The following is a 23,968-nucleotide window of genomic DNA, read 5'->3' as shown; positions in this document are numbered from 1 at the left end:
ATGTGCTTGAGCAAGGTTTATTAGTAACGGCTGGGGTAGCATTCTTAATTTCTGTTGCCCTTTCGCCATTGTTTATTCCATTTTTAAGAAAATTAAAGTTCGGACAGAGTATTCGTGATGAGGGACCAAAATCACATCAAAAAAAATCAGGGACACCGACAATGGGTGGTATCGTCATATACGTATCTATGATGGTAACTTCACTTATTATGGCGATTAAGTTTAATCATTTAGGTGCAGAGGTATCGTTATTACTATTAGTGACATTTGGTTACGGATTGATTGGATTTTTAGATGACTACATAAAGGTAGTTAAGAAGAGAAATCTTGGTTTAACATCAAAACAAAAATTAGTAGGTCAGCTTGTTATTGCTATTGCGTTCTTTTTAATTGGAAAAGGGCAAGCGTTCCACACATACATCATGATTCCGGGAACGGATGTTAAGTTTGAATTAGGTTGGGCTTATTTTGTACTTGTACTATTTATGCTTATTGGTGGATCAAATGCAGTTAACTTAACTGACGGTTTAGATGGTTTATTATCAGGAACTGCTGCTATTGCATTTGGAGCATTTAGTATTATTGCTGTGGCACAAGAGCAATTTGGAGTAGCGATATTCTGTATGGCAGTTGTAGGAGCTGTACTTGGATTTTTAGTATTCAATGCGAATCCAGCAAAAGTGTTTATGGGAGATACAGGTTCATTAGCTTTAGGTGGAGCCATTGCAGCTGTAGCAATTTTATTAAAACAAGAATTGCTACTTGTAATCATTGGCGGAGTATTCGTAATGGAAACTTTATCGGTTATTATTCAGGTCATTTCATTTAAAACAACAGGAAAACGTGTCTTTAAAATGAGTCCACTACACCATCATTATGAATTATGTGGTTGGTCAGAGTGGCGTGTCGTTGTGACGTTTTGGTCTGTAGGATTTTTATTAGCTGTGTTAGGAATTTATATCGGGGTGTGGATGTAATTGAAAACTGTAACTGAATTTCAAAATAAAAATATTCTTGTATTAGGCATTGCAAAAAGTGGTTATGCAGCAGCTACATTGTTACAAAAGTTAGGGGCAAATGTTATTGTAAATGACGGAAAGCCTTTAGCAGAGAATGTACTTGCTGCAGAATTACAAGCAAAAGGAATGGACGTTGTATGCGGTGGTCATCCTTTAGAATTATTAGAGAGAAATATTTCTCTTGTAGTAAAAAATCCAGGAATCCCGTATTCTAATCCAATATTAGTTGCTGCGAAAGAAAAGCAAATTCCAATTGTTACGGAAGTTGAATTAGCATATCGTATTTCAGAAGCACCATTTGTTGGGATTACGGGGTCTAACGGTAAAACGACGACGACAATGCTTACATTTGAAATGCTAAAAGAAGGACAAAAGCATCCCGTAATTGCAGGGAACATTGGAACTGTAGCGTGTGAAGTTGCACAGGATGCGAAAGAAAATGAAGTTGTAGTTACAGAACTTTCATCGTTCCAATTGATGGGAGTAGAATTGTTCCAACCTAAAATTGCTGCGTTTTTAAATTTATTTGAGGCCCACTTAGATTATCATGGGACGAAGAAAGAATATGGTTTAGCAAAAGCGAATATTTTTAAAAACCAAACAGAAAATGATTATAGTGTAATAAATGCAGATGATGCAGATGTGATGGCTTTATCTGCTTATAGTAAAGGTCAAAAAGTACTGTTCTCAACAACGAAAGAAATTGAAGATGGTGCGTGTATAAAAGATAATGCTCTTTATTTTAAAGGTGAAAAAGTTGTTGAAGTAGGCGATATCGTTTTACCTGGTCAACATAATTTAGAAAATATTTTAGCAGCGATGAGTATCTCAAAATTATTGGGTGTTTCTAATGAAGCGATTACGGCAGTTTTAAAACGTTTTACAGGTGTAAAACATCGTTTAGAATACGTAACAACTATAAACAACCGTAAGTTTTATAATGACTCAAAAGCAACGAATATGTTAGCGACAGAGAAAGCTTTATCTGCGTTTACACAACCGACTGTGTTATTAGCAGGTGGGCTAGATCGTGGAAATGAATTCGATGATTTAATTCCGTATTTCAAAAATGTTAAAGCGATTGTAACATTTGGACAAACAGCTCCAAAATTAGTAAGAGCTGCAGAAAAAGCGGGATTAGATACAATTGAAAGTGTCGATACTTTAGATGAAGCTGTAGTGAAAGCTTATGCTCATTCTACAGATGGCGATGTAATTCTTCTTTCTCCAGCATGTGCAAGCTGGGATCAATTTAAAACATTTGAAGAAAGAGGAGACATTTTTATACAAGCTGTGCATAAACTTATATAAAGTAAATCAAAACATCAGTAGGCTAACACCTACTGATGTTTTGTTACATAGGGCAAAAGTTTCTGCCTAAAGAGGTGGTGTTTATGGGTAATGAAGAAAACGCCTGATTTTATTCTCATCATCGTTACACTTGCGTTGTTAACAATCGGAATGATTATGGTTTATAGTGCGAGTGCGGTTTGGGCCTCTTATAAAATGGGGGACTCATTCTTTTTTGCAAAAAGGCAATTGCTATTCGCAGGTCTTGGTGTAGTGGCTATGTTTTTTATTATGAAAATTGATTATTGGGTGTGGCGTACGTATTCAAAAGTAATTTTGCTAGTTTGCTTCATTCTTCTTATTCTCGTTCTTATTCCTGGAGTAGGTCTTGTTCGAGGAGGAGCGCGAAGTTGGATTGGAATCGGGGCATTTTCCATTCAACCGTCCGAATTTATGAAGTTTGCGATGATTATTTTCTTAGCGAAATTTTTAGCGGAACGACAAAAATTAATTACCTCTTTTAAACGTGGTTTACTACCAGCTTTAGGTTTTGTATTTCTTGCTTTCGGAATGATTATGTTACAGCCCGACCTTGGTACAGGGACGGTAATGGTTGGGACATGTATCATTATGATATTTATCTCAGGAGCAAGAGTCTTTCACTTTGCAATGTTTGGTTTGCTTGGTGTAGCAGGATTTGTAGGGCTAATTGCATCAGCACCGTATCGGATGAAACGTATTACATCATATTTAGACCCGTGGTCAGATCCGCTTGGAAGTGGATTTCAAATTATTCAATCGTTACTCGCAATTGGACCAGGTGGATTATTCGGGCTTGGACTTGGACAAAGTAGACAAAAGTTTCTTTATTTACCTGAACCGCAAACAGACTTTATATTTGCAATCTTATCCGAGGAATTAGGTTTTATTGGTGGTTCATTTGTGTTATTATTATTTAGTCTATTATTATGGCGTGGGATTCGTATAGCTTTAGGAGCGCCAGATTTATATGGTACGTTTTTAGCAGTAGGTATTGTGGCGATGATTGCGATTCAAGTAATGATTAATGTTGGTGTTGTAACAGGATTGATGCCTGTTACGGGTATTACTTTGCCGTTTTTAAGTTATGGTGGATCAAGTTTGACATTAATGTTAATGGCAGTAGGTGTATTATTAAATATAAGTCGCCATTCTCGCTACTAAACCCTGTTTTATAAGACAGGGTTTTTCGTATGTGTACGAAGAAACAATATGTATATAGAAATAAATACGACTGTAATAAGAAAAAGAGAAGCGGAGGAGTTAGTAGTGCGTGTATTAGTAAGTGGTGGGGGCACTGGAGGTCATATTTATCCGGCTCTTGCTTTAATAAGAGAAATAAAAAAATTAAATCCGGAAGCAAGGTTTTTATATATTGGTACGGAGAATGGATTAGAGAGCACAATCGTGCCCAAAGCAGGTATACCGTTTCAATCTATTGTTATAAGTGGATTTAAGCGTAAAATATCGTTAGATAACGTGAAAACGGTGATGCGTTTTCTAAAAGGTGTACAAGATAGTAAACGATATATTCGTCGTTTTAATCCAGATATTGTAATTGGAACAGGTGGATATGTATGTGGACCTGTTGTATATGCTGCGGCAAAATTAGGTATTCCAACTATTGTACATGAACAAAATAGTGTACCTGGTGTAACGAATAAATTTTTAAGCCGCTATGTTGATAAAGTTGCAGTTTGTTTTGAAGCGGCTGCAGAACATTTTCCGCAGTCAAAAGTGGTCATGACAGGAAACCCACGAGCGTCAGAAGTAATGGATCAAAATGGAATGAAAGGAAAACGTTCAGTAGGTTTATCTCTTCCTAAAAAATCCGTGCTTATTTTTGGTGGCAGCCGTGGGGCTAGACCAATTAACGATGCTTTCGTAGAGGCAATTGAACAGTTTGGAAATAAAAGTTACGAAATATTGTATGTAACAGGTGAAGTTCATTACGACAAAGTGATGGACGCAGTGAAGCAAAAAGGGAACCCGAATAATGTTATTATTAAACCTTTCATTCATAATATGCCAGAAGTACTTACAGGTGTAGACCTTGTTGTCTCAAGAGCTGGAGCAACAACACTTGCAGAATTAACAGCGTTAGGTAAGCCAAGTGTGTTAATTCCGAGTCCTTATGTAACAAATAACCATCAGGAAAAAAATGCACGTTCTGTTGTCGATAAAGGAGCAGCAAAAATGTTGCTTGAAAAAGATTTAACAGCTGAAACACTTATTCGTGATATTGACGAGATTTTATTAGATGCACAAACATTACAAAATATGAGGCTTGCTGCTGGGCAATTAGGTATTCCAGATGCAGCAAATAAGTTGTATGAAGTAATGAATAAGCTTGTAAAAAAATAACGTTAGGTGAACGCCCTGCATACTACTGTAATAAGGATGCTTAGTATGGGGGAGATTGTTTATGGAGCAATTAGTAAATGAGCTTATAGAAGCAAATGTTGGTCGTGTGTTAGTGGATGAACCGTTAGCACGTTATACAACTATGAAAATAGGTGGACCAGCTGATATTTTAATTGTGCCAAAGCATGTTGCCGGTATTGAAAAAACGTTGCAGTTAGTAAAGAAATATAAAACAAAGTGGACTGTAATTGGTCGCGGTTCGAACCTTCTTGTATCTGATCTAGGTATAGAAGGTGTCGTTATTCGTTTAGGAGAAGGATTAGACCACTTAGAAGTCGAAAAACATAGAGTAAGAGTTGGTGGTGGGTATCCCCTAATTAAATTATCAACTTTACTTAGTCGGCAAGGGTTAGCCGGTCTGGAGTTCGCAAGTGGTATTCCAGGAAGTGTTGGCGGTGCAGTGTATATGAATGCAGGAGCACATAATTCGGATATATCAAACATATTATCAAAAGCTCTTATTTTGTTTGAAGACGGAACAATTGACTGGTTAACGCATGGAGAAATGGAGTTTTCCTATCGTACATCTGTATTGCAAACGAAACGTCCTGGTATTGTTTTGGAGGCTGAGTTTCAATTACAAATAGGTGAGCGTGAGAGAATTGTAAGTGTTATGCAAAAGAATAAAGATTACCGTCGTGAAACACAGCCATGGAATCATCCGTGCGCAGGAAGTGTGTTTCGGAATCCAACTCCATACTTTGCAGGAGATTTAATAGAAAAGGCGGGGCTTCGTGGTTATCAAATAGGTGGAGCTCAAATTTCTGAAATGCATGGGAATTTTATTATTAATACTGGGGGAGCCAGCGCGCAAGATGTCTTATCTTTAATTGCATTAATAAAACAAACAATTAAGGATGGATTTGGCGTAGAAATGCATACAGAAGTAGAAATCATTGGAAGATAACGGTTATTCGTTCCGCTCATTATCATTTATGTTATAATAAGAAGATAAGAACGGCATGAGGAACATGCCGTTCTTTATGTTACGTAGGGGGATCGTACATGAAAAATAGTAAAGTAATTAAACTACAGGATCGTGTACCAAAGTTAAAAAATCAACAGAAAAAAAAGAAGAAAAATGTTAATCATCGGTTGATTTTATACATATCAATTTTATTTCTATTAGTTCTCTTTTTAATTTATTTTCGGTCTCCACTTAGCAATATAAAAAAGATAAGCGTGTTTGGAAATCATTATATGACAGATGAACAAGTGATGAAGGAATCAGGTGTGACATATGATACAAGTTATTTCCGAGTGACAGCACATAAAGCAGAAGAAAACTTAACGAAACGAAAAGAAATTAAAGCAGTAAATGTAAAGAAACGTTTTCCAAATAAAATTGACGTTCATATTGAAGAATATTTAACGATTGGTTATATAAACAAAGATGGGAAATTACAACCGTTATTAGAGAACGGGAAAACACTTGATGTACTCCCGAACGGAAAACTTCCTGTTGCAGCGCCAATTTTTGAACCTTTTAAAGAGGAAAAAATGAAGGAGTTAATTGCTGAGCTTGAAAAATTAACACCAACTATTTTAAGGTCTATTTCTGAAATTCGTTATTCACCGACAAATGCGAATGAAGACCACCTTACTTTATATATGAATGAAGGGTATGAAGTGAGCACTACGATTCAAAATTTTGCAAAACGTATGGAAGCTTATCCACTTATCTTAAAAACAATTGAGCCAGGTAAAAAGGTATTAATTGATTTAGAAGTAGGGGCGTATACGAAAGAATTAGGAGCAGAAGAAAAAAAAGAATAGAATGATAGTTTTCACTACGTTATTGTAGAAAAAAACGAAACGAATGTTCTGCTTGGTGCATAGGAATTTACAAGAATGGTTCATTTGATGAAAAATATGTAAAAATTCTTAGATTCATACTAGGATTGGTACAAGTTTCACTTTTCTATGAGTACATCTTAGTGTAGACTTATACTTGGCGGTAATCTTTACACTTGAAATAGAATTATTTCAAGATAAGCAGTTATTCACAGTTTACTGCAATATTCTTAAATGAATGTTAAATAAAAATAAGAAAAATATAGGGTTAAAAAAGGGAAACGTATAAAGACGTTGAATATTTTTCTTATAAATAGTAAAGTTGCGATTGTTGTTCCATATATTGAGTTGTATGGTATAAATAAAGAAGGAGGTGCCAAAGAATGAACAGCAATGAAATATATGTTAGTCTTGACATCGGTACATCCAATGTTAAAGTCATCATTGGTGAAATGGTTAATGACAGCTTAAACATTATTGGTGTTGGAAATGTAAAATCAAATGGTTTAAAGAAGGGATCGATAGTTGATATAGACGAGACTGTTCGATCAATTAAAAAAGCAATTGAACAAGCTGAGCGCATGGTGGGAATCCACATTGAGCAAGTTGTAGTAGGTGTCAATGCAAACCAGGTACAGCTACTTCCTTGTCACGGAGTAGTCGCTGTTTCAAATGAAGATCGTGAAATCGGGAATGAAGATGTCTTACGCGTTCTAGATGCAGCACAAGTTGTGTCAATTGCTCCAGAACGTGAGTTTATTGATGTGGTACCTCGACAGTTCATTGTAGACGGTCTTGACGAGATTAACGATCCGCGCGGGATGATCGGTGTAAGATTAGAAATGGAAGGTACACTTATTACAGGCTCGAGAACTTTACTACATAACCTACTTCGTTGTGTAGAAAAAGCAGGTCTTGAAATTGTTGATATTTGTCTTCAACCTTTAGCGGCTGCAACAGTTGCTATATCTTCAGATGAAAAAAATAGAGGAGTAGCCCTTGTTGATATGGGGGGAGGATCTACAACTTTATCTATTTTTAAAGATGGAGAGTTACAAGCGACGAGCGTATTACCATTAGGTGGAGACCATATAACGAAAGATATTGCAATTGGGTTGAAAACTTCAACAGAAAATGCAGATCAAATTAAGTTGAAATATGGACATGCTTTTTATGATACAGCATCTGAAGAAGAGATGTTTACGGTTCCTATTATGGGAAGCGATCAAACAGAACAATATTCTCAGTTGGAATTATCGGATATAATAGAGGCTCGTGTAGAGGAAATTTTAATGTTTGTTCAAGATGAAGTGCGTAAGTTAGGAGTAAAGCAAGTAGCTTCTGGTTATGTACTAACTGGTGGAATTGCTTCTATGCCAGGTGTCCTTGATCTTGCATATGATATTTTACATGAAAATGTTCGTATAGCAACTCCTGATTATATTGGTGTGCGTGAGCCACAATATACAAGTGGAGTAGGATTAATTAAACATTCTTATCAAAAAGCTAAATTACGTGGGAAAAATGTACAGGAAAAGCAAGAGCATTTTGAACCAGTACCAGCACAAGCTCCAGCGCCGGTACAACAGCAACCTGCGAAACAAAAAACTCGTAATCAAAACAATAATAATCAAAATGATGACCGTATGATGTCAAAAGTAAAACGTGTATTCCGTTATTTATGGGATTAAAATTGGACACGAAAAATGAGGTTCTAGGGGGATTTCGACATGTTAGAGTTTGATACTACTCAAGATCAATTAGCGAATATAAAAGTTATCGGTGTCGGCGGTGGCGGAAACAATGCTGTAAACCGTATGATTGAACACGGTGTACAAGGTGTAGACTTTATCGCTGTGAATACTGATGCACAAGCATTAAATCTATCAAAAGCTGAAACAAAAATGCAAATTGGTGGAAAATTAACACGTGGACTTGGTGCAGGTGCAAACCCTGAAGTAGGGAAAAAAGCTGCAGAAGAAAGTAAAGAACAGATCCAAGAAGCACTTCGTGGTGCTGATATGGTATTCGTAACTGCTGGTATGGGCGGCGGAACTGGAACTGGTGCAGCGCCAGTTGTTGCTCAAGTGGCAAAAGAATTAGGTGCATTAACAGTTGGTGTTGTAACACGTCCATTTACATTTGAAGGACGTAAGCGTGCAACACAAGCGGCATCTGGTATTGCGGCATTTAAAGAAAATGTAGATACACTTATTGTAATTCCAAACGATCGCTTATTAGAGATTGTTGATAAAAACACGCCAATGTTAGAGGCTTTCCGTGAAGCGGATAACGTATTACGTCAAGGTGTTCAAGGTATTTCTGATTTAATTGCAACACCAGGTTTAATTAACTTAGACTTCGCAGACGTAAAAACAATTATGTCTAATAGAGGTTCTGCTTTAATGGGTATTGGTTCTGGTAATGGAGAAAATCGTGCTGCTGAAGCTGCGAAAAAAGCGATTTCTAGTCCATTATTAGAAACATCTATTGATGGAGCTCAAGGTGTTATCATGAATATTACTGGTGGAGCTAACTTAAGCTTATATGAAGTACAAGAAGCGGCAGATATTGTAGCTTCAGCTTCAGATCCAGAAGTAAATATGATCTTCGGTTCGGTTATTAATGAAGGATTAAAAGATGATATCGTTGTAACTGTAATTGCAACTGGTTTTGATGATACAATTGCAACTCAACCACCAAAACCAATTATCCGTCCGAATGTGAATCACACGCAACAACAGCAACAGCCAGTAGCTCAACCACCAAAACAACGTGAAGTAAAACGTGAAATGAAGCGTGAAGAGCCAGTTGTACATGAGCGTCATTCAGATTCAGATGATATCGATATTCCAGCATTCTTACGTAATCGTCGTAGACGATAAAAGAAAAGGAGCATTTATGCTCCTTTTTTGTTTTATACAGGGAAAAGATCTGCCTAAGCAGGTCTTTTTTATTTTATATATTTTAATCTATTTCGCTATTTGCCGGATAACATGATTGGTGCGTGGTGATTAAAGTTTCACTTTATATGTAAGTAAAAAAGTATATAGCATTCTATGAAACATTTACTTTTATTTTTTACCGACAGATTATGTCTAGAAAGCACAAAATAACAAAAAAACACCTCCGCAAATTGACACACTTTCCTATTGGATATGCATTATACTAGTCTCAACTTAAAAAAAGAGGTGAATTGTTTGGTTGTTTACGCCGACGTTGTTTGGTTGTTAAACGCCTGCATTGATTTTCTTTTACTTTTATTAACGGCTACCGTGTTAAAAAAGAAGATCAAAAGATGGAGGCTTGTGTTAGGGGCATTGATAGGTTCAACCATTGTTATTTTTGCCTTTACTCCTTTTGCTTCTATGATGACACATCCAATTATGAAACTACTGTACTCGTTACTTATTGTGTATACAGCATTTGGGTTTACAACATTTAGAAATTATGCACAAACTGTTTTTACTTTTTACTTTGTAACCTTTATGGTTGGCGGAGGATTAATGGGCACTCATTTCTTTTTGCAAACGAATGAAATGGTAAATGGGTTGGTTCAATCTCAATCAATTTCTTATGGTGACCCAATTAGTTGGTTGTTCGTTATTTTTGGTTTTCCAGTCATTTATTATTTTTCTAAAAAGCGTATTGAAAGCGTAGAGGTTACAAAAATACACTATGATCAAATTGTGAAATTGAAAATTCAATTAGCTGAAGAGGAACTAGAACTCGCAGGTTTAATTGATAGTGGGAATCAACTTTACGACCCGTTAACGAAAACACCTGTTATGATTATGCATATTTCATCGTTAGAACATTGTTTACCAGCTTGGTTAACAGAACAAATTTATTCCAAAACAGAGATTCCTCAAATACCAGAAAATGATTCTGGGTGGGCGACAAAATTACGCTTAATTCCTTTCCGAGCAGTAGGAGTAGAGAATCAATTTTTATGGGCAATTAAGCCAGAAAGTGTACAAATTTATCATGAAGGTAGTTCTATTGTCGTTAATAAAGTATTGATTGGATTAAATACACAACAGTTGTCAACCAATGGAGAGTATCAATGTATTGTGCATCCGAAAATGTTAATTTCGCAAAAAATGGTAATTGCTTAATAATGGGAGGCGGGATAATATGATGAAATTAAAATTTTATTTAGTATACCTTTGGTATAAAGTATTGTTGAAATTAGGAATTAAGACCGATGAAATTTATTACATTGGTGGAAGTGAAGCGTTACCACCACCGTTAACGAAAGAAGAAGAGGAAGTTCTTTTGAATAAATTGCCAAAAGGAGATCAGGCAGCAAGGTCGTTACTGATTGAACGCAATTTACGGCTAGTTGTATATATAGCAAGAAAGTTTGAAAATACAGGGATAAATATTGAAGATTTAATTAGCATTGGAACAATTGGGCTTATTAAAGCGGTAAATACATTTAATCCAGAAAAGAAAATAAAATTAGCAACATATGCATCACGTTGTATAGAAAATGAAATTTTAATGCATTTGCGCCGGAATAATAAAAATCGTTCAGAAGTTTCTTTTGATGAACCGCTTAACATCGATTGGGACGGGAATGAACTTTTATTATCAGATGTATTAGGGACAGACGATGATATTATTACAAAAGATTTAGAAGCTACTGTTGATCGTCATCTTCTAATGAAAGCATTACATCAATTAAATGATCGTGAAAAACAAATTATGGAACTTCGGTTTGGGCTTGCAGGAGGAGAGGAAAAGACGCAAAAAGATGTAGCGGATATGCTTGGGATTTCACAGTCATACATTTCGCGTTTAGAAAAAAGAATCATAAAAAGATTACGAAAAGAATTTAATAAAATGGTGTAAAGAATAAGACCAGCCGTTATGTAGGCTGGTCTTATTCTCTTTCGTTGTATGAGGAAGGACAACGAAAATGAAAAATGAAGAGAAAACCGCATGCATAAAATCTCCTTCAAAGGAAATACTTTACACTGTACAGCAACTCCCGATAGGAGGGAACACTTTGACGAGAAACAAAGTAGAAATTTGCGGTGTTGATACAGCTAAACTTCCCGTACTAAAAAATGATGAAATGCGTAAATTATTTCGTGAAATGCAAAGTGGAGAGATAAGCGCAAGAGAGAAATTAGTGAATGGAAACTTACGTCTTGTACTGAGCGTCATCCAAAGATTTAATAACAGAGGAGAATATGTTGACGATTTATTTCAAGTTGGTTGCATCGGACTTATGAAATCCATTGATAATTTTGATTTAGGCCAAAATGTAAAATTTTCAACGTATGCTGTGCCGATGATTATTGGGGAAATACGCAGATATTTGCGTGATAACAATCCGATTCGCGTATCTCGTTCATTACGAGATATTGCGTATAAAGCGTTACAAGTAAGAGAAAAGTTGATTGCAGAAAATTCAAAAGAACCAACAGCAATGGATATTGCAAAAGTGCTTGAAGTGACTCATGAAGAAATCGTTTTTGCTTTAGATGCAATTCAAGATCCAGTTTCATTATTTGAGCCGATTTATAACGATGGGGGAGATCCTATCTTTGTTATGGATCAGTTAAGTGATGAAAAACAAAAGGACGAGCAGTGGGTTGAAGAGCTAGCACTAAAAGAAGGAATGAAGCGTTTAAATGATCGTGAGAAAATGATTATTCGCAAACGTTTCTTCCAAGGGAAAACACAAATGGAAGTTGCAGAAGAAATTGGGATTTCTCAAGCACAAGTGTCACGTTTAGAGAAATCAGCTATTAAACAAATGAATAAGACAATTCAAGGATAAGGTTTCACCATTTATGGTGAAACCTTTTTATATATCATATAGTTTGTTTGCGCTCATAGTAGGGTAGCTGTGTTCATATAATGAAAATAATATGAAGTGGGTAAGAGGTTGCTTCCTGTTCATTTGAGAAACAATGTTTTTTCGATTCGTCATATATAAGGGAGAGGATGAAAGTGATACAAATTTCGGAATTGCAGATGAAAGATATAATAAATGTTTCAGACGGAAAAAGGCTGGGTAATATTGGTGATATTGAAATTGATATGAACACAGGGAAGATCGATTCTATTATTATTTCTAAACAGGCACGTATGTTTGGGATTTTTGGGAAAGACGTAGAAATTGTAATTCCTTGGAAAGAAATTGTGAAAATTGGGGAAGATGTCATACTTGTTAGAGTAAATCCTGTTAATTCTGTAACAGAATCAATACAAACACCGACAATTTCATAAAGAATATTACAAATTCCTCTTTTTTTTCTGTTAGGATTATGAAAAAATAAAAGTATGGTAAAATAGACAGGAAGTACCATGCTTTTTTATGTTATTTTAATTAAAAGGAGCCGCTGTTATGAGAGAACCATTTAAATATGTGGACGGTATACTGTATTTAGAAGCGTGGAAAGAACTTGGAAACATTACTGCTGGATTTACGACAAAAGATGGTGGGGTAAGTACGGGCTCCTTTCATGCAATGAATTTAGGATTACATGTGAATGATATTGCCGAGAACGTTCATGAAAATAGACGCATTTTAGCAAATAAGTTACAAAAACCATTAGAAAACTGGATTTGCTCTGAACAAGTTCATGATCATCATGTTGAAAAAGTAGGACAACAGGAAAAAGGAAGTGGCGTTTATTCATATGAAGACGGCATTTCAAAAACAGATGGCATTTATACGACTAATAATGATGTTCTTTTAACATCTTGTTATGCTGATTGTGTTCCACTCTATTTTTATGCACCATCACATGGTATGATAGGACTTGCGCATGCTGGATGGAAAGGGACTGTAAAAGAGATTGCAAAAGAAATGATTCAAAAATGGAATGCAGAAGGGATTTCGAGTGATGAAATTCATGTTGCGATTGGACCGGCAATTGGATCTTGTTGTTACGTTGTTGATGATCGAGTGTTAACAGCAGCAGAGCAAGTGGTAAACGGTTCTGTTCCTTATAAAAAAGTTTCTGACGGACAGTACGCAATTGATTTAAAAGAAATTAATCGTATATTATGTGTACAAGCAGGCATAAAAGAAGAGAATATTGTAATGTCATCTCTTTGTACAAGCTGTGAAGAACAACTGTTTTTCTCTCACCGTCGTGATCAAGGTAAGACAGGGAGAATGTTGAGTTTCATAGGTTTTAAGGAGGATGAAAGCAAGTGACAGTACAAACAAATTTAACAACTGTAAACGAAGCAATTAAACAATCTTGCGCGCGAGCGGGACGTTCTTTGCAAGATATTAAACTCGTTGCAGTTACAAAAACGGTAGGAATTGAAAAAACAAACGAAGTAATTGAAGCAGGAATTATCGATTTAGGTGAAAATAGAAATGAAGGTTTCTTACAGAAGTATGAACATTTCGGTTCAAAAGTGAATTGGCATTTTATTGGATCATTACAAACGAGAAAAGTAAAAGAAATCATTAATGAAATCGATTATTTACATTCATTAGATCGTCTTTCACTTGCAAAAGAAATTCAAAAACGTGCGGATAAGAAAGTGAAATGTTTTATTCAAGTGAAAACATCATCTGAAGAATCAAAGCAAGGATTGGCAATAGAAGAAACCGTTTCTTTTATTCAAAGTTTGCAAGAATTGGATAAGATTGAAGTGGTTGGACTAATGACAATGGCTCCGTTTACAGAAGAAGAGGAAGAAATTAGACGCTGTTTTAAGACATTACGTATGCTACAAACAGAGGTGCAGGAGTTAGAATTATTACATGCACCATGTAAAGAATTATCAATGGGAATGTCTAATGATTACACCATTGCAATTGAAGAAGGTGCTACATACATTCGTTTGGGGACGATTTTAGTAGGAAAAGCGTAAAAGGAAGGAGAATCTTATTATGAGTTGGTCAAAAGTAAAATACTTCTTTTTTGATACACCTGAAGAAAAAGAAGCAGCTCAATATAGTTATGAAAAGGAGCAAACGGACATGAAGAAGCAGCAAGATCCGCCAGAACAACAAGATGTTACGTTTCCAAAAGCGCAAACGAAACAAAATGTTGTGAGCATTGAAACAGCGAAGCAATCCTCAAAAGTTGTTTTATTAGAACCACGCACATATTCGGAAGCGCAAGGAATTGCGGACCATTTAAAAGGTAGACGAGCTGTTGTAATTAATTTACAACGAATGTCTACGGATCAAGCTGTACGTATCGTTGACTTTTTAAGTGGTACTGTATACGCTATAGGCGGGGACATTCAAAAAATAGGACCGAAAACATTTATGTGTACGCCTGAAAATGTAGATATTGTTGGTGCAATTTCAGAGTTATTCGGTGAAGAAGAAGACACAAATATAAAGAGGTGGTAATACGCCATGGAAACCGTTTTAAGACTTTTAGTTTATGCTATCGAGATTTACTCGTGGGCACTTATTATTTACATTCTCCTATCATGGTTCCCAGGTGCAAAGGAATCAACTTTCGGAGAGTTTCTTGCGCGTATTTGTGAACCATATTTAGAACCATTTCGCAGATTTATTCCGCCGCTTGGTATGATTGATATTTCGCCACTCGTTGCGATCTTTGCTTTAAGACTTGCGACAAATGGTTTAATAAGTTTATTCGGCTATTTCTTATAGTAAGAGGTTATATGTATGAGCATCTACGAGCATTTTAGACCTGATGAAGTGGTCTTTGTGGATAAAGTGTTAGAGTGGAAGCGAGCAGCGGAGTACCATCAAGTGAAATTAACAGATTTCCTTGATCCAAGGCAACAACAAATTGTTACTATGGTAATAGGCCAAGGGGATGTTGCTGTACAATTTGATGGTGCAACGTCTCAAGCAGAGCGCAAAAGAGCACTCATTTATCCGGACTATCTAGTAATAAATGAAGAGGAATTTCAAGTAGAAGTATTGGAAATTGACTATCCTTCCAAGTTTTATACGCTAGAGCATAGGCAAATATTAGGTACATTTATGTCTCTTGGTTTAACGAGAGAAAAATGTGGTGATATTTTGCTTCAAGAAGATCGTGCCCAAATTGTAGTCGCGAAAGAAGTTGTATCTTATATTGAGATGAACTTACAATCTATAGGAAAAGTGAAAGTCTCCTTATCACCAGTGCAAGGGGAAAAAATTCTACAGATACAAGAAACGTGGGGGGAGAAATCCGGAACGGTTTCTTCACTTCGTTTAGATGTTATGTTAGCTGAAATGTTACATATATCTAGGCAAAAAGTACAACCTTTCATAAAAAATGGTTTAGTAAAAGTGAATTGGAAAATAGTGGAGCAAACCTCTTATGAATGTTATCCAGGAGATGTTTTTTCAGTGAGAGGATATGGACGCAGTAAATTGTTTTCTGTAGAAGGTAGAACAAAGCGCGACAAATGGAGAATTTTGTATGGTATACTAAAATGATTGGTTTTTTAGAAGGAAATCCTCCTATTTTGTCGAAGAAAAGATATAATTGAAAGAGGAAATTTAGATAACTACTTGGAGGTGGCGTTGTGCCGTTAACACCATTAGATATTCATAACAAAGAATTTGGTCGCGGATTCCGTGGCTATGATGAGGATCAAGTAAATGAGTTTCTTGATCAAATTATCAAAGATTATGAATTAGTCATTCGTGAGAAAAAAGCTTTAGAAGAACAAGTTGCGCAATTAGAAGGGAAGTTAGATCATTTCTCTAATATTGAAGATACGTTAAACAAATCTATCGTTGTTGCACAAGAAGCAGCGGAAGAAGTAAAACGTAATGCCCAAAAAGAAGCGAAATTAATTGTACGTGAAGCTGAAAAGAATGCAGACCGTATTATTAACGAAGCTTTAGTAAAATCAAGAAAAGTTGCTTTTGATATTGAAGAGCTAAAGAAACAAGCGAAAGTATTCCGCACTCGTTTCCGTATGTTATTAGAAACACAGCTTGAAATGTTAAACAACGATGATTGGGATAAACTAATTGAGTTAGAAGACGAAGTAGACGAGCTGTTGAAAAAAGAAGAAACAGTGTAAGCTTGACGTTTTTCTCATTATTACATATAATTTTAAACAACATATTTATTAAGAAAAACGAAGATAGGGATAAGTACCTTTTTCATACCTTATATAGCGAACTGAGGATGGTGTAAGCTCAGGATAAGGAGATAATGGGAATATCACCCTGGAGTTCCGCGCTGAACAAATAGAGTAAGCGTAGGCGTATATTCGCGTTAAGAATATAAAGAGGATTGTATACATACGTATAGAATCTACTAGGGTGGTACCGCGGGAGACTTTCTCGTCCCTTTTTGGGATGAGAAAGTCTCTTTTTTATTCCGTTTTTTAGGTCTTTCTTTTATACATGTAAGGAGGAATTGAGCATGGAGTACAAAAATACATTACTAATGCCAAAAACAGAGTTCCCGATGCGTGGGAATTTACCAAAACGTGAGCCTGCAATGCAAGAAAAGTGGGCGGAAATGAATATTTATGAAAAGGTACAAGAACATACGAAAGGTCGTCCTTTATTTGTACTGCATGATGGACCTCCATATGCGAATGGTGACATTCATATGGGACATGCATTAAATAAAGTATTAAAAGACTTTATCGTTCGTTATAAATCAATGACTGGTTTCTGTGCACCATATGTCCCAGGTTGGGATACACACGGTTTACCAATTGAACAAGCTTTAACAAATAAAGGTGTGAAGCGTAAAGAAATGACAGTTGCTGAGTTCCGTAAGTTATGTGCAGAGTATGCATATGAACAAGTAGAACGTCAGCGTGAGCAATTTAAGCGTTTAGGTGTACGTGCTGATTGGGATAACCCATACATTACTTTAGAGCCAGCATATGAAGCACAACAAATTAAAGTGTTTGGTGATATGGCGAAAAAAGGTTATATCTATAAAGGGCAAAAGCCAGTTTATTGGTCACCAACGAGTGAATCAGCTTTAGCAGAAGCTGAAATTGAATACCAAGATAAAAAATCTGCATCTATTTACGTAGCATTTCCTGTAAAAGATGGAAAGAACGTATTAGAAGGTGATGAGAAATACATTATCTGGACAACAACGCCTTGGACGTTGCCTGCAAACTTAGGTATTTCTGTTCACCCAGAACTTGAATACGCTATTGTAAAAGTAAATGGTGAAAAATATATTATTGCTTCTGAACTATTTGAGACAGTTGCAAAAACGTTAGAGTGGGAAAACGCTGAAGTTGTGAAAACAGTAAAAGGTAGCGAGCTTGAGTATACAGTTGCAAAGCATCCATTCTACGATCGTGATTCATTAGTTATGCTAGGAGATCACGTAACAACAGATGCAGGTACAGGTTGTGTTCATACAGCACCAGGACACGGGGAAGATGACTTTATTGTTGGTAAAAAGTATGGCTTAGAAGTACTTTGTCCAGTTGATGATAAAGGTGTATTAACAGAGGAAGCACCTGGATTTGAAGGCTTATTCTATGATAAAGCTAACAAGCCAATTACAGAAAAATTAGAAGAAGTAGGCGCATTACTGAAGCTAACATTCATTACGCATTCATATCCACATGATTGGAGAACGAAAAAACCTATTATTTTCCGTGCGACAGCACAGTGGTTTGCATCTATTGAAGCATTCCGTAAAGAGTTATTAGAAGCTGTTGCGGAAACAAAATGGGTACCAGCATGGGGCGAAACTCGTCTTCATAACATGGTTCGTGACCGTGGTGACTGGTGTATTTCTCGTCAACGTGCATGGGGTGTGCCAATACCTGTATTCTATGCTGAGAATGGTGATCCAATCATTACGGATGAAACAATTAACCATGTAGCTGATTTATTCCGTGAACACGGTTCTAACGTATGGTTTGAGCGTGAAGCGAAAGATCTATTACCAGAAGGATTTACACATCCAGGTAGCCCAAATGGTGAATTCCGTAAAGAAACAGACATCATGGATGTATGGTTCGACTCAGGTTCTTCTCACCAAGCAGTATTAGAAGAGCGCGATGACTTACAACGTCCAGCAGATTTATATTTAGAAGGATCTGACCAATATCGTGGTTGGTTTAACTCTTCATTATCGACAGCAGTTGCTGTAACAGGAAAAGCGCCATATAAAGGCGTACTAAGCCACGGTTTCGTATTAGATGGTGAAGGACGTAAAATGAGTAAGTCGATTGGAAACATCGTCGTACCGAAGAAAATTATGGATCAATTAGGCGGAGATATTTTACGATTATGGGTATCTTCTGTTGACTATCAATCTGATGTACGTATTTCGGATGATATTTTAAAACAAGTAGCAGAAGTGTATCGTAAAATCCGTAACACATTCCGTTTCTTATTAGGAAACTTAGACGACTTTAAGCCAAGTGAAAATACAGTAGCTATAGCTGAACTTCGTGAAGTAGATCGTTACATGTTAGTGAAATTAAATGACTTAATTACAAAAGTAAAAGAAGCATATGAGACATACGACTTCGCTGCTGTATATCATGCAATTCATAACTTCTGTACAATTGATTTAAGTTCATTCTACTTAGACTTTGCAAAAGACATTTTATACATTGAAGGTGCGAACCATGAAGATCGTCGTGCAATTCAAACTGTATTATATGATGTTCTTGTTGCATTGACGAAACTTGTAACACCAATCTTACCGCATACAGCTGATGAAGTATGGCCATACATTCCAGGTGTAACAGAAGAAAGTGTACAATTAACTGATATGCCAGAAGCTGTACAATTAGATGGTGCAGAAGCATTAAAAACAAAATGGGATGCATTTATGACATTGCGTGATGACGTATTAAAAGCGTTAGAAGTAGCTCGTAATGAAAAGGTAATCGGTAAGTCATTAAATGCAAGCATTACGCTATATCCAACTGCAGAAATGAAAGCTATGTTAGAGTCTATTAACGAAGACTTAAAGCAATTATTCATCGTTTCTGAGTACAAACTTGGTGGTATGATGGAAGAGGCGCCAGCAGATGCACCGAAGTATGAACATACAGCGGTTGTTGTTGTTCAAGCAACTGGTGAAACATGTGAACGTTGTTGGGTAGTTTCAGAAACAATTGGTAAAGATGCTGAACATGAAACATTATGTGAGCGTTGCGCAACGGTTGTTAAAGAAAATTATGTAAAATAATAAGGGGTGACTGCACGTAAAGTGCAGTCATTTTTTTGGTTAACAGTATATTGAAATAACTTTCACTCTCTTTCCTATGAAGGAAAAATGTGTGAGAGGTAAGCATATAAATTTCGGACACACTAATCGTACATTGCAACTGGGAGGAATGTACACGTGAATGAAATGTATATGGAAATCAAAGAAGAATTGCAATTGATGCGAAAAGAGTTACAAGAGAGGCTAGCTAAAGAGGTTATGTACAAATATAATACAGAGTTTAGCGAAGAGCTTGGGTATGAAATTAAGGAAGAGATAAAGAAAAAACTTTTATTACATGATATAAAAGAGGATTTAAAAGATGTAGAACGTGCATTATTTAAAATGGAAATAGATATGTATGGTATTTGTGAAGACACAGGGAGAGTAATGTCGGTAAAACAAATGAAAACGATGCCGACTGCACGTACCATTCATGAATTTTTCTATGAAAAAGTAAATGTATGAATGTGCACAACGATATTATATTACCTTTTTTTAATTTATTTTATTCTTCTATAAAGGTTCATTGTGAAAAGGTTGCAGCTATGCTAAAATTTTGAGGTACACTGTCTTTGTGGGGGAAATGAAAATGATATATTATGTAATAGCGTTATTTGTCATTGCCATCGATCAAATATCGAAATGGCTAATTGTAAAGAACATGGAATTGGGTACGAGTATTCCGATTATCGATAATGTATTATACATAACATCACATCGAAATAGAGGAGCTGCTTGGGGTATTTTAGAAAATAAAATGTGGTTTTTCTACATTATTACAGTCGTTTTTGTAGCATTTATCGTATTTTATATGAAAAAATATGCAAAAACAGACAAGCTTCTAGGAATTTCATTAGGTCTAATTTTAGGCGGAGCAATTGGTAATTTTATTGATCGTGTATTTAGACAAGAAGTAGTGGATTTCATTCACGTGTATATTTTCTCGTACAACTATCCAGTATTCAATATCGCTGATTCAGCATTATGTATTGGTGTTGTATTAATTATTATTCAAACATTATTAGAAGGCAAGAAAACGAAGGAGTAATTGAATGAGTGAAGTAGTACAAGTAACAGTTGCAGAAGAACAAAAAAATGAGCGAATTGATAAATTCGTTGCAGGAATAAATAATGAATGGTCACGTACACAAGTACAACAATGGATTAAAGATGACGTTGTTACAGTTAATGGAAAAGCTGTAAAAGGGAATTATAAAGTTAGAGAAAATGATGAAATTACAGTGACGATTCCTGAGCCAGAAGAGTTAGATATTCAGCCAGAAGATATGAATTTAGAAATTTATTATGAAGATGCAGATGTACTTGTTGTTAATAAGCCGCGTGGTATGGTTGTGCATCCAGCACCAGGTCATACAAGTGGTACACTTGTGAACGGTCTTATGCACCATTGTACAGACTTATCAGGCATTAATGGTGTGATGCGTCCGGGTATCGTACATCGTATTGATAAAGATACGTCTGGTCTATTAATGGTTGCTAAAAATGATATGGCACACGAATCACTTGTAAATCAACTTGTAGCAAAAACAGTAACGAGACGTTACAAAGCGATTGTACACGGTGTTATTCCGCACGATAAGGGAACGATTGATGCTCCGATTGCTCGTGATAAGAAAGAACGCCAAAGTATGACGGTTGATGAAAATGGTAAGCATGCTGTTACGCATTTCCAAGTGTTAGAGCGATTCAAAGATTTCACACTTGTAGAATGTCGCTTAGAAACAGGGCGTACACATCAAATTCGTGTTCATATGAAATATATTGGCTATCCACTTGCAGGAGATCCAAAGTATGGACCAAAGAAAACATTAGATATGAACGGACAAGCACTTCATGCAGGTATTTTAGGCTTTGATCATCCTCGTACTGGTGAATATATTCAGTTTGAGGCACCGATTCCAAAAGTGTTTGAAGACGCATTAAATATTTTGCGAAAATAGTATTGACAAATCATAAGAAAACTGAGATACTGACAACAGTTAAATAATGATCCTTTAACACAGCCCCGTGAGGTTGAGAAGGTAACGGTTTGAAATGCATAGGGTATGCTATACCCTTTTTCAAAAGTCCTCTCGCACACGCTGAGAGGACTTTTTTTATACCATTACTCTCACGCAAGAAAAAAGCTTGGAGGTGTAGAGCATGCAAGAGAAAGCTGTCGTTTTAGATGACCAAATGATTCGCCGCGCTTTAACACGAATTAGTCATGAAATCGTGGAACGAAATAAAGGTGTCGATAATTGTGTTCTTGTCGGAATTAAAACTCGTGGAATTTTTATTGCACAACGTTTGGCAGAACGAATTGGTCAAATTGAAGGAAAAGAAATAGAGGTTGGAGAGCTAGACATTACGTTATATCGTGATGATTTAACGCTACAATCGAAAAATAAAGAACCACTTGTAAAAGGTTCTGATATCCCTGTAGATATTACGAAGAAAAAAGTTATCCTTGTAGATGATGTATTATATACAGGCAGAACAGTTCGAGCAGCAATGGATGCTCTTATGGATTTAGGTAGACCATCACAAATCCAACTGGCGGTTCTTGTTGATAGAGGTCATCGTGAACTACCAATTCGCGCTGATTATGTAGGAAAGAACATTCCAACATCAAGTGAAGAGCGTATCGAAGTTGATTTGCAAGAGACAGATCAACAAGATCGAGTAAGCATATACGATAAGTAAAGCCCTTTTAAATGTAGTCCTGTGAGGCTGCCAAAGGGTCTTGGCTTTCATATGTCAAATTTGGCATACGAAAGTGTAGGACTCTTTGTGCACAGGCACAAAGAGTTTTTTTATTGCAAAGATTTAAACTGAAGGAGGATGTAACAATGGAACAAAAGCCAGTGTTAGACGTTAATGAAGTACCGAAACCGGGAAAATGGTTATTTTTAAGTATACAACATTTGTTCGCGATGTTTGGATCAACAGTGCTTGTTCCGTTTTTAACAGGATTGAATCCGTCAGTAGCATTAATATCAAGTGGATTAGGAACGTTAGCGTTTCTTCTTATAACGAAAGGTCAAGTACCTGCCTATCTAGGATCATCATTCGCCTTTATCGCACCGATTATAACAGCGAAAACGGCAGGGGGACCTGGAGCAGCAATGCTTGGTGGTTTGCTAGCAGGACTTGTATACATCTTAATCTCACTCGGAATTAAGAAATCAGGATCAGAGTGGATTATGAAATTACTACCACCAATCGTAGTTGGTCCAGTAGTAATGGTAATCGGGCTAGCTTTAGCACATACAGCAGTTAACATGGCGATGAATGGTGCGGATGGCAAATATAGCTTTACACACTTTTCAGTAGCATTAGTAACATTAGCAATTACAATTATATGCTCAATATTCGGAAGAGGATTTTTCAGTATCATACCAGTGTTACTTGGCATTATCGGCGGATATATCTTCGCTTACTTCCAAGGGTTAGTAGACTTAAAGCCGGTAGCTGAGGCAAAATGGTTTGTTGTACCAGATTTCACAGTACCATTTGTAACATACACACCAGAGTTTTCATGGAAGATTGTACTCTTGATGGTACCAGTTGCACTAGTAACAATTTCAGAACATATCGGACATCAAATTGTATTAGGAAATGTTATTAAAAGAGATTTAATTAAAAAACCAGGTTTACACCGTTCAATCTTCGGTGATGGAGTAGCCACATTAATCGCATCACTAATCGGTGGACCACCGAATACAACGTATGGTGAAAACATCGGTGTGCTAGCAATTACAAGAGCGTACAGTGTATACTTATTCATCGGTTCAGCGGTATTCGCAATCATGTTCGGATTTATCGGTAAGATTTCTGCACTGATTCATTCGATCCCCACACCAGTTATGGGTGGTGTATCAATCTTACTATTCGGTGTAATCGCATCAAGCGGATTACGCATGATGGTAGACGATAAAACAGATTTAAGTGACAAACGAAACTTAATGATTGCATCAGTAATACTAGTAATCGGTATTGGTGGAGCGGTACTTCACGTAGGAGAATCATTCCAAGTAGAAGGAATGGCACTAGCAGCAATTGTAGGTGTACTGTTAAATCTACTACTACCGGAAACGAAACAAATAAAACAATCTAAGCAGATTGCTTCATAATAATAACCTTTTAATTCAGTCCTGTGAGACCGGAAAGGGTGGCTTCTTTCTTGCACCCTAGTCTCACATGACTAGGGTATTTTTATGCAAAGGTTGTTATAAAAATACAAAAGTGGTAACATAAAAATCAGAAAGATGA

Annotated in this window: 24 protein-coding genes and 1 other annotated feature; all 24 genes read left to right on the top strand. The window is 36.3% G+C overall.

The genetic code is table 11. From position 1 onward, the window contains the following. The first annotated feature begins 2 nt into the window (after window positions 1-2). The 24 genes from mraY (at window position 3) to uraA (ending at window position 23,829) form a co-directional block, all read left to right on the top strand. The gene (gene mraY, locus ACTFR9_RS11665; protein WP_000893058.1) at window positions 3-977 is read left to right on the top strand and encodes a phospho-N-acetylmuramoyl-pentapeptide-transferase; all 975 of its coding nucleotides are present in this window, start codon (window positions 3-5) and stop codon (window positions 975-977) included. Then, on the top strand, window positions 978-2,330 hold the full coding sequence (gene murD / locus ACTFR9_RS11660) for a UDP-N-acetylmuramoyl-L-alanine--D-glutamate ligase (RefSeq protein WP_000860124.1): 1,353 nt from the start codon (window positions 978-980) through the stop codon (window positions 2,328-2,330). Window positions 2,331-2,420: 90 nt separating this feature from the next. Continuing rightward, window positions 2,421-3,512 carry a stage V sporulation protein E gene (spoVE, locus tag ACTFR9_RS11655; protein ID WP_000753510.1) on the top strand — a complete coding sequence of 364 codons (1,092 nt, stop codon included), beginning with the start codon at window positions 2,421-2,423 and terminating at the stop codon, window positions 3,510-3,512. Between the two features lie 105 nt (window positions 3,513-3,617). Continuing rightward, window positions 3,618-4,712: an undecaprenyldiphospho-muramoylpentapeptide beta-N-acetylglucosaminyltransferase gene (gene murG / locus ACTFR9_RS11650; RefSeq protein WP_229136218.1), complete on the top strand. Its 1,095-nt coding sequence runs from the start codon at window positions 3,618-3,620 to the stop codon at window positions 4,710-4,712. Between the two features lie 61 nt (window positions 4,713-4,773). Further along, window positions 4,774-5,679 (top strand): UDP-N-acetylmuramate dehydrogenase, encoded by a 906-nt coding sequence (murB, locus tag ACTFR9_RS11645; protein WP_000437042.1) that lies wholly within the window; start codon window positions 4,774-4,776, stop codon window positions 5,677-5,679. Between the two features lie 98 nt (window positions 5,680-5,777). Beyond that, on the top strand, window positions 5,778-6,548 hold the full coding sequence (divIB, locus tag ACTFR9_RS11640) for a cell division protein DivIB (RefSeq protein ID WP_000798222.1): 771 nt from the start codon (window positions 5,778-5,780) through the stop codon (window positions 6,546-6,548). A gap of 401 nt (window positions 6,549-6,949) precedes the next feature. Then, a complete protein-coding gene (ftsA, locus tag ACTFR9_RS11635; RefSeq protein WP_001087555.1) occupies window positions 6,950-8,257 on the top strand; it encodes a cell division protein FtsA in 1,308 nt (435 codons plus the stop codon). A 39-nt stretch (window positions 8,258-8,296) separates the two neighbouring features. Next, the gene (gene ftsZ, locus ACTFR9_RS11630) at window positions 8,297-9,451 is read left to right on the top strand and encodes a cell division protein FtsZ (RefSeq protein ID WP_000888991.1); all 1,155 of its coding nucleotides are present in this window, start codon (window positions 8,297-8,299) and stop codon (window positions 9,449-9,451) included. 315 nt (window positions 9,452-9,766) lie between these two features. Continuing rightward, the gene (spoIIGA, locus tag ACTFR9_RS11625) at window positions 9,767-10,684 is read left to right on the top strand and encodes a sigma-E processing peptidase SpoIIGA (RefSeq protein ID WP_000261993.1); all 918 of its coding nucleotides are present in this window, start codon (window positions 9,767-9,769) and stop codon (window positions 10,682-10,684) included. Window positions 10,685-10,703: 19 nt separating this feature from the next. Beyond that, complete coding sequence (gene sigE, locus ACTFR9_RS11620) at window positions 10,704-11,423, top strand: RNA polymerase sporulation sigma factor SigE (protein WP_000976948.1); 720 nt, start codon at window positions 10,704-10,706, stop codon at window positions 11,421-11,423. A gap of 157 nt (window positions 11,424-11,580) precedes the next feature. After that, entirely contained in the window at window positions 11,581-12,360 is a 780-nt protein-coding gene (sigG, locus tag ACTFR9_RS11615; protein ID WP_000197753.1) for an RNA polymerase sporulation sigma factor SigG, read from the top strand. Between the two features lie 167 nt (window positions 12,361-12,527). Beyond that, window positions 12,528-12,812, top strand: coding sequence for a YlmC/YmxH family sporulation protein (locus tag ACTFR9_RS11610; RefSeq protein ID WP_001998116.1), 285 nt, complete (start codon window positions 12,528-12,530; stop codon window positions 12,810-12,812). Window positions 12,813-12,930: 118 nt separating this feature from the next. Then, window positions 12,931-13,749 carry a peptidoglycan editing factor PgeF gene (gene pgeF / locus ACTFR9_RS11605; RefSeq protein ID WP_001209002.1) on the top strand — a complete coding sequence of 273 codons (819 nt, stop codon included), beginning with the start codon at window positions 12,931-12,933 and terminating at the stop codon, window positions 13,747-13,749. After that, window positions 13,746-14,420 carry a YggS family pyridoxal phosphate-dependent enzyme gene (locus ACTFR9_RS11600; RefSeq protein ID WP_000218169.1) on the top strand — a complete coding sequence of 225 codons (675 nt, stop codon included), beginning with the start codon at window positions 13,746-13,748 and terminating at the stop codon, window positions 14,418-14,420. The genes pgeF and ACTFR9_RS11600 overlap by 4 nt, the downstream gene beginning before the upstream one ends. Window positions 14,421-14,439: 19 nt before the next feature. Further along, on the top strand, window positions 14,440-14,910 hold the full coding sequence (locus ACTFR9_RS11595) for a cell division protein SepF (RefSeq protein WP_000119138.1): 471 nt from the start codon (window positions 14,440-14,442) through the stop codon (window positions 14,908-14,910). Window positions 14,911-14,916: 6 nt separating this feature from the next. After that, window positions 14,917-15,180: a YggT family protein gene (locus ACTFR9_RS11590; protein ID WP_000450920.1), complete on the top strand. Its 264-nt coding sequence runs from the start codon at window positions 14,917-14,919 to the stop codon at window positions 15,178-15,180. Window positions 15,181-15,195: 15 nt separating this feature from the next. Beyond that, window positions 15,196-15,963, top strand: coding sequence for an RNA-binding protein (locus ACTFR9_RS11585; protein ID WP_000029724.1), 768 nt, complete (start codon window positions 15,196-15,198; stop codon window positions 15,961-15,963). An 89-nt stretch (window positions 15,964-16,052) separates the two neighbouring features. After that, on the top strand, window positions 16,053-16,559 hold the full coding sequence (divIVA, locus tag ACTFR9_RS11580; protein WP_001131612.1) for a septum site-determining protein DivIVA: 507 nt from the start codon (window positions 16,053-16,055) through the stop codon (window positions 16,557-16,559). A gap of 51 nt (window positions 16,560-16,610) precedes the next feature. Continuing rightward, window positions 16,611-16,835: a binding site (T-box leader), on the top strand. Between the two features lie 71 nt (window positions 16,836-16,906). Then, the gene (gene ileS2, locus ACTFR9_RS11575) at window positions 16,907-19,672 is read left to right on the top strand and encodes an isoleucine--tRNA ligase (protein WP_000455934.1); all 2,766 of its coding nucleotides are present in this window, start codon (window positions 16,907-16,909) and stop codon (window positions 19,670-19,672) included. A 156-nt stretch (window positions 19,673-19,828) separates the two neighbouring features. Then, window positions 19,829-20,158 (top strand): molecular chaperone DnaK, encoded by a 330-nt coding sequence (locus tag ACTFR9_RS11570; protein WP_001004664.1) that lies wholly within the window; start codon window positions 19,829-19,831, stop codon window positions 20,156-20,158. Between the two features lie 124 nt (window positions 20,159-20,282). Further along, window positions 20,283-20,741: a lipoprotein signal peptidase LspA gene (gene lspA, locus ACTFR9_RS11565; RefSeq protein WP_000642177.1), complete on the top strand. Its 459-nt coding sequence runs from the start codon at window positions 20,283-20,285 to the stop codon at window positions 20,739-20,741. 4 nt (window positions 20,742-20,745) lie between these two features. Beyond that, complete coding sequence (locus tag ACTFR9_RS11560) at window positions 20,746-21,654, top strand: RluA family pseudouridine synthase (RefSeq protein WP_000005840.1); 909 nt, start codon at window positions 20,746-20,748, stop codon at window positions 21,652-21,654. Window positions 21,655-21,856: 202 nt separating this feature from the next. Beyond that, window positions 21,857-22,399 carry a bifunctional pyrimidine operon transcriptional regulator/uracil phosphoribosyltransferase gene (gene pyrR / locus ACTFR9_RS11555; RefSeq protein WP_001156487.1) on the top strand — a complete coding sequence of 181 codons (543 nt, stop codon included), beginning with the start codon at window positions 21,857-21,859 and terminating at the stop codon, window positions 22,397-22,399. 146 nt (window positions 22,400-22,545) lie between these two features. Continuing rightward, window positions 22,546-23,829, top strand: a complete 1,284-nt coding sequence (gene uraA, locus ACTFR9_RS11550) for a uracil permease (protein WP_000435929.1) — start codon at window positions 22,546-22,548, stop codon at window positions 23,827-23,829. Window positions 23,830-23,968 lie beyond the last annotated feature (139 nt).

The sequence above is a fragment of the Bacillus cereus group sp. MYBK222-1 genome (assembly GCF_051916425.1).
Classification (GTDB): Bacteria; Bacillota; Bacilli; order Bacillales; family Bacillaceae_G; genus Bacillus_A; species Bacillus_A paranthracis.
This window is presented reverse-complemented; position numbering and strand designations above follow the sequence as displayed.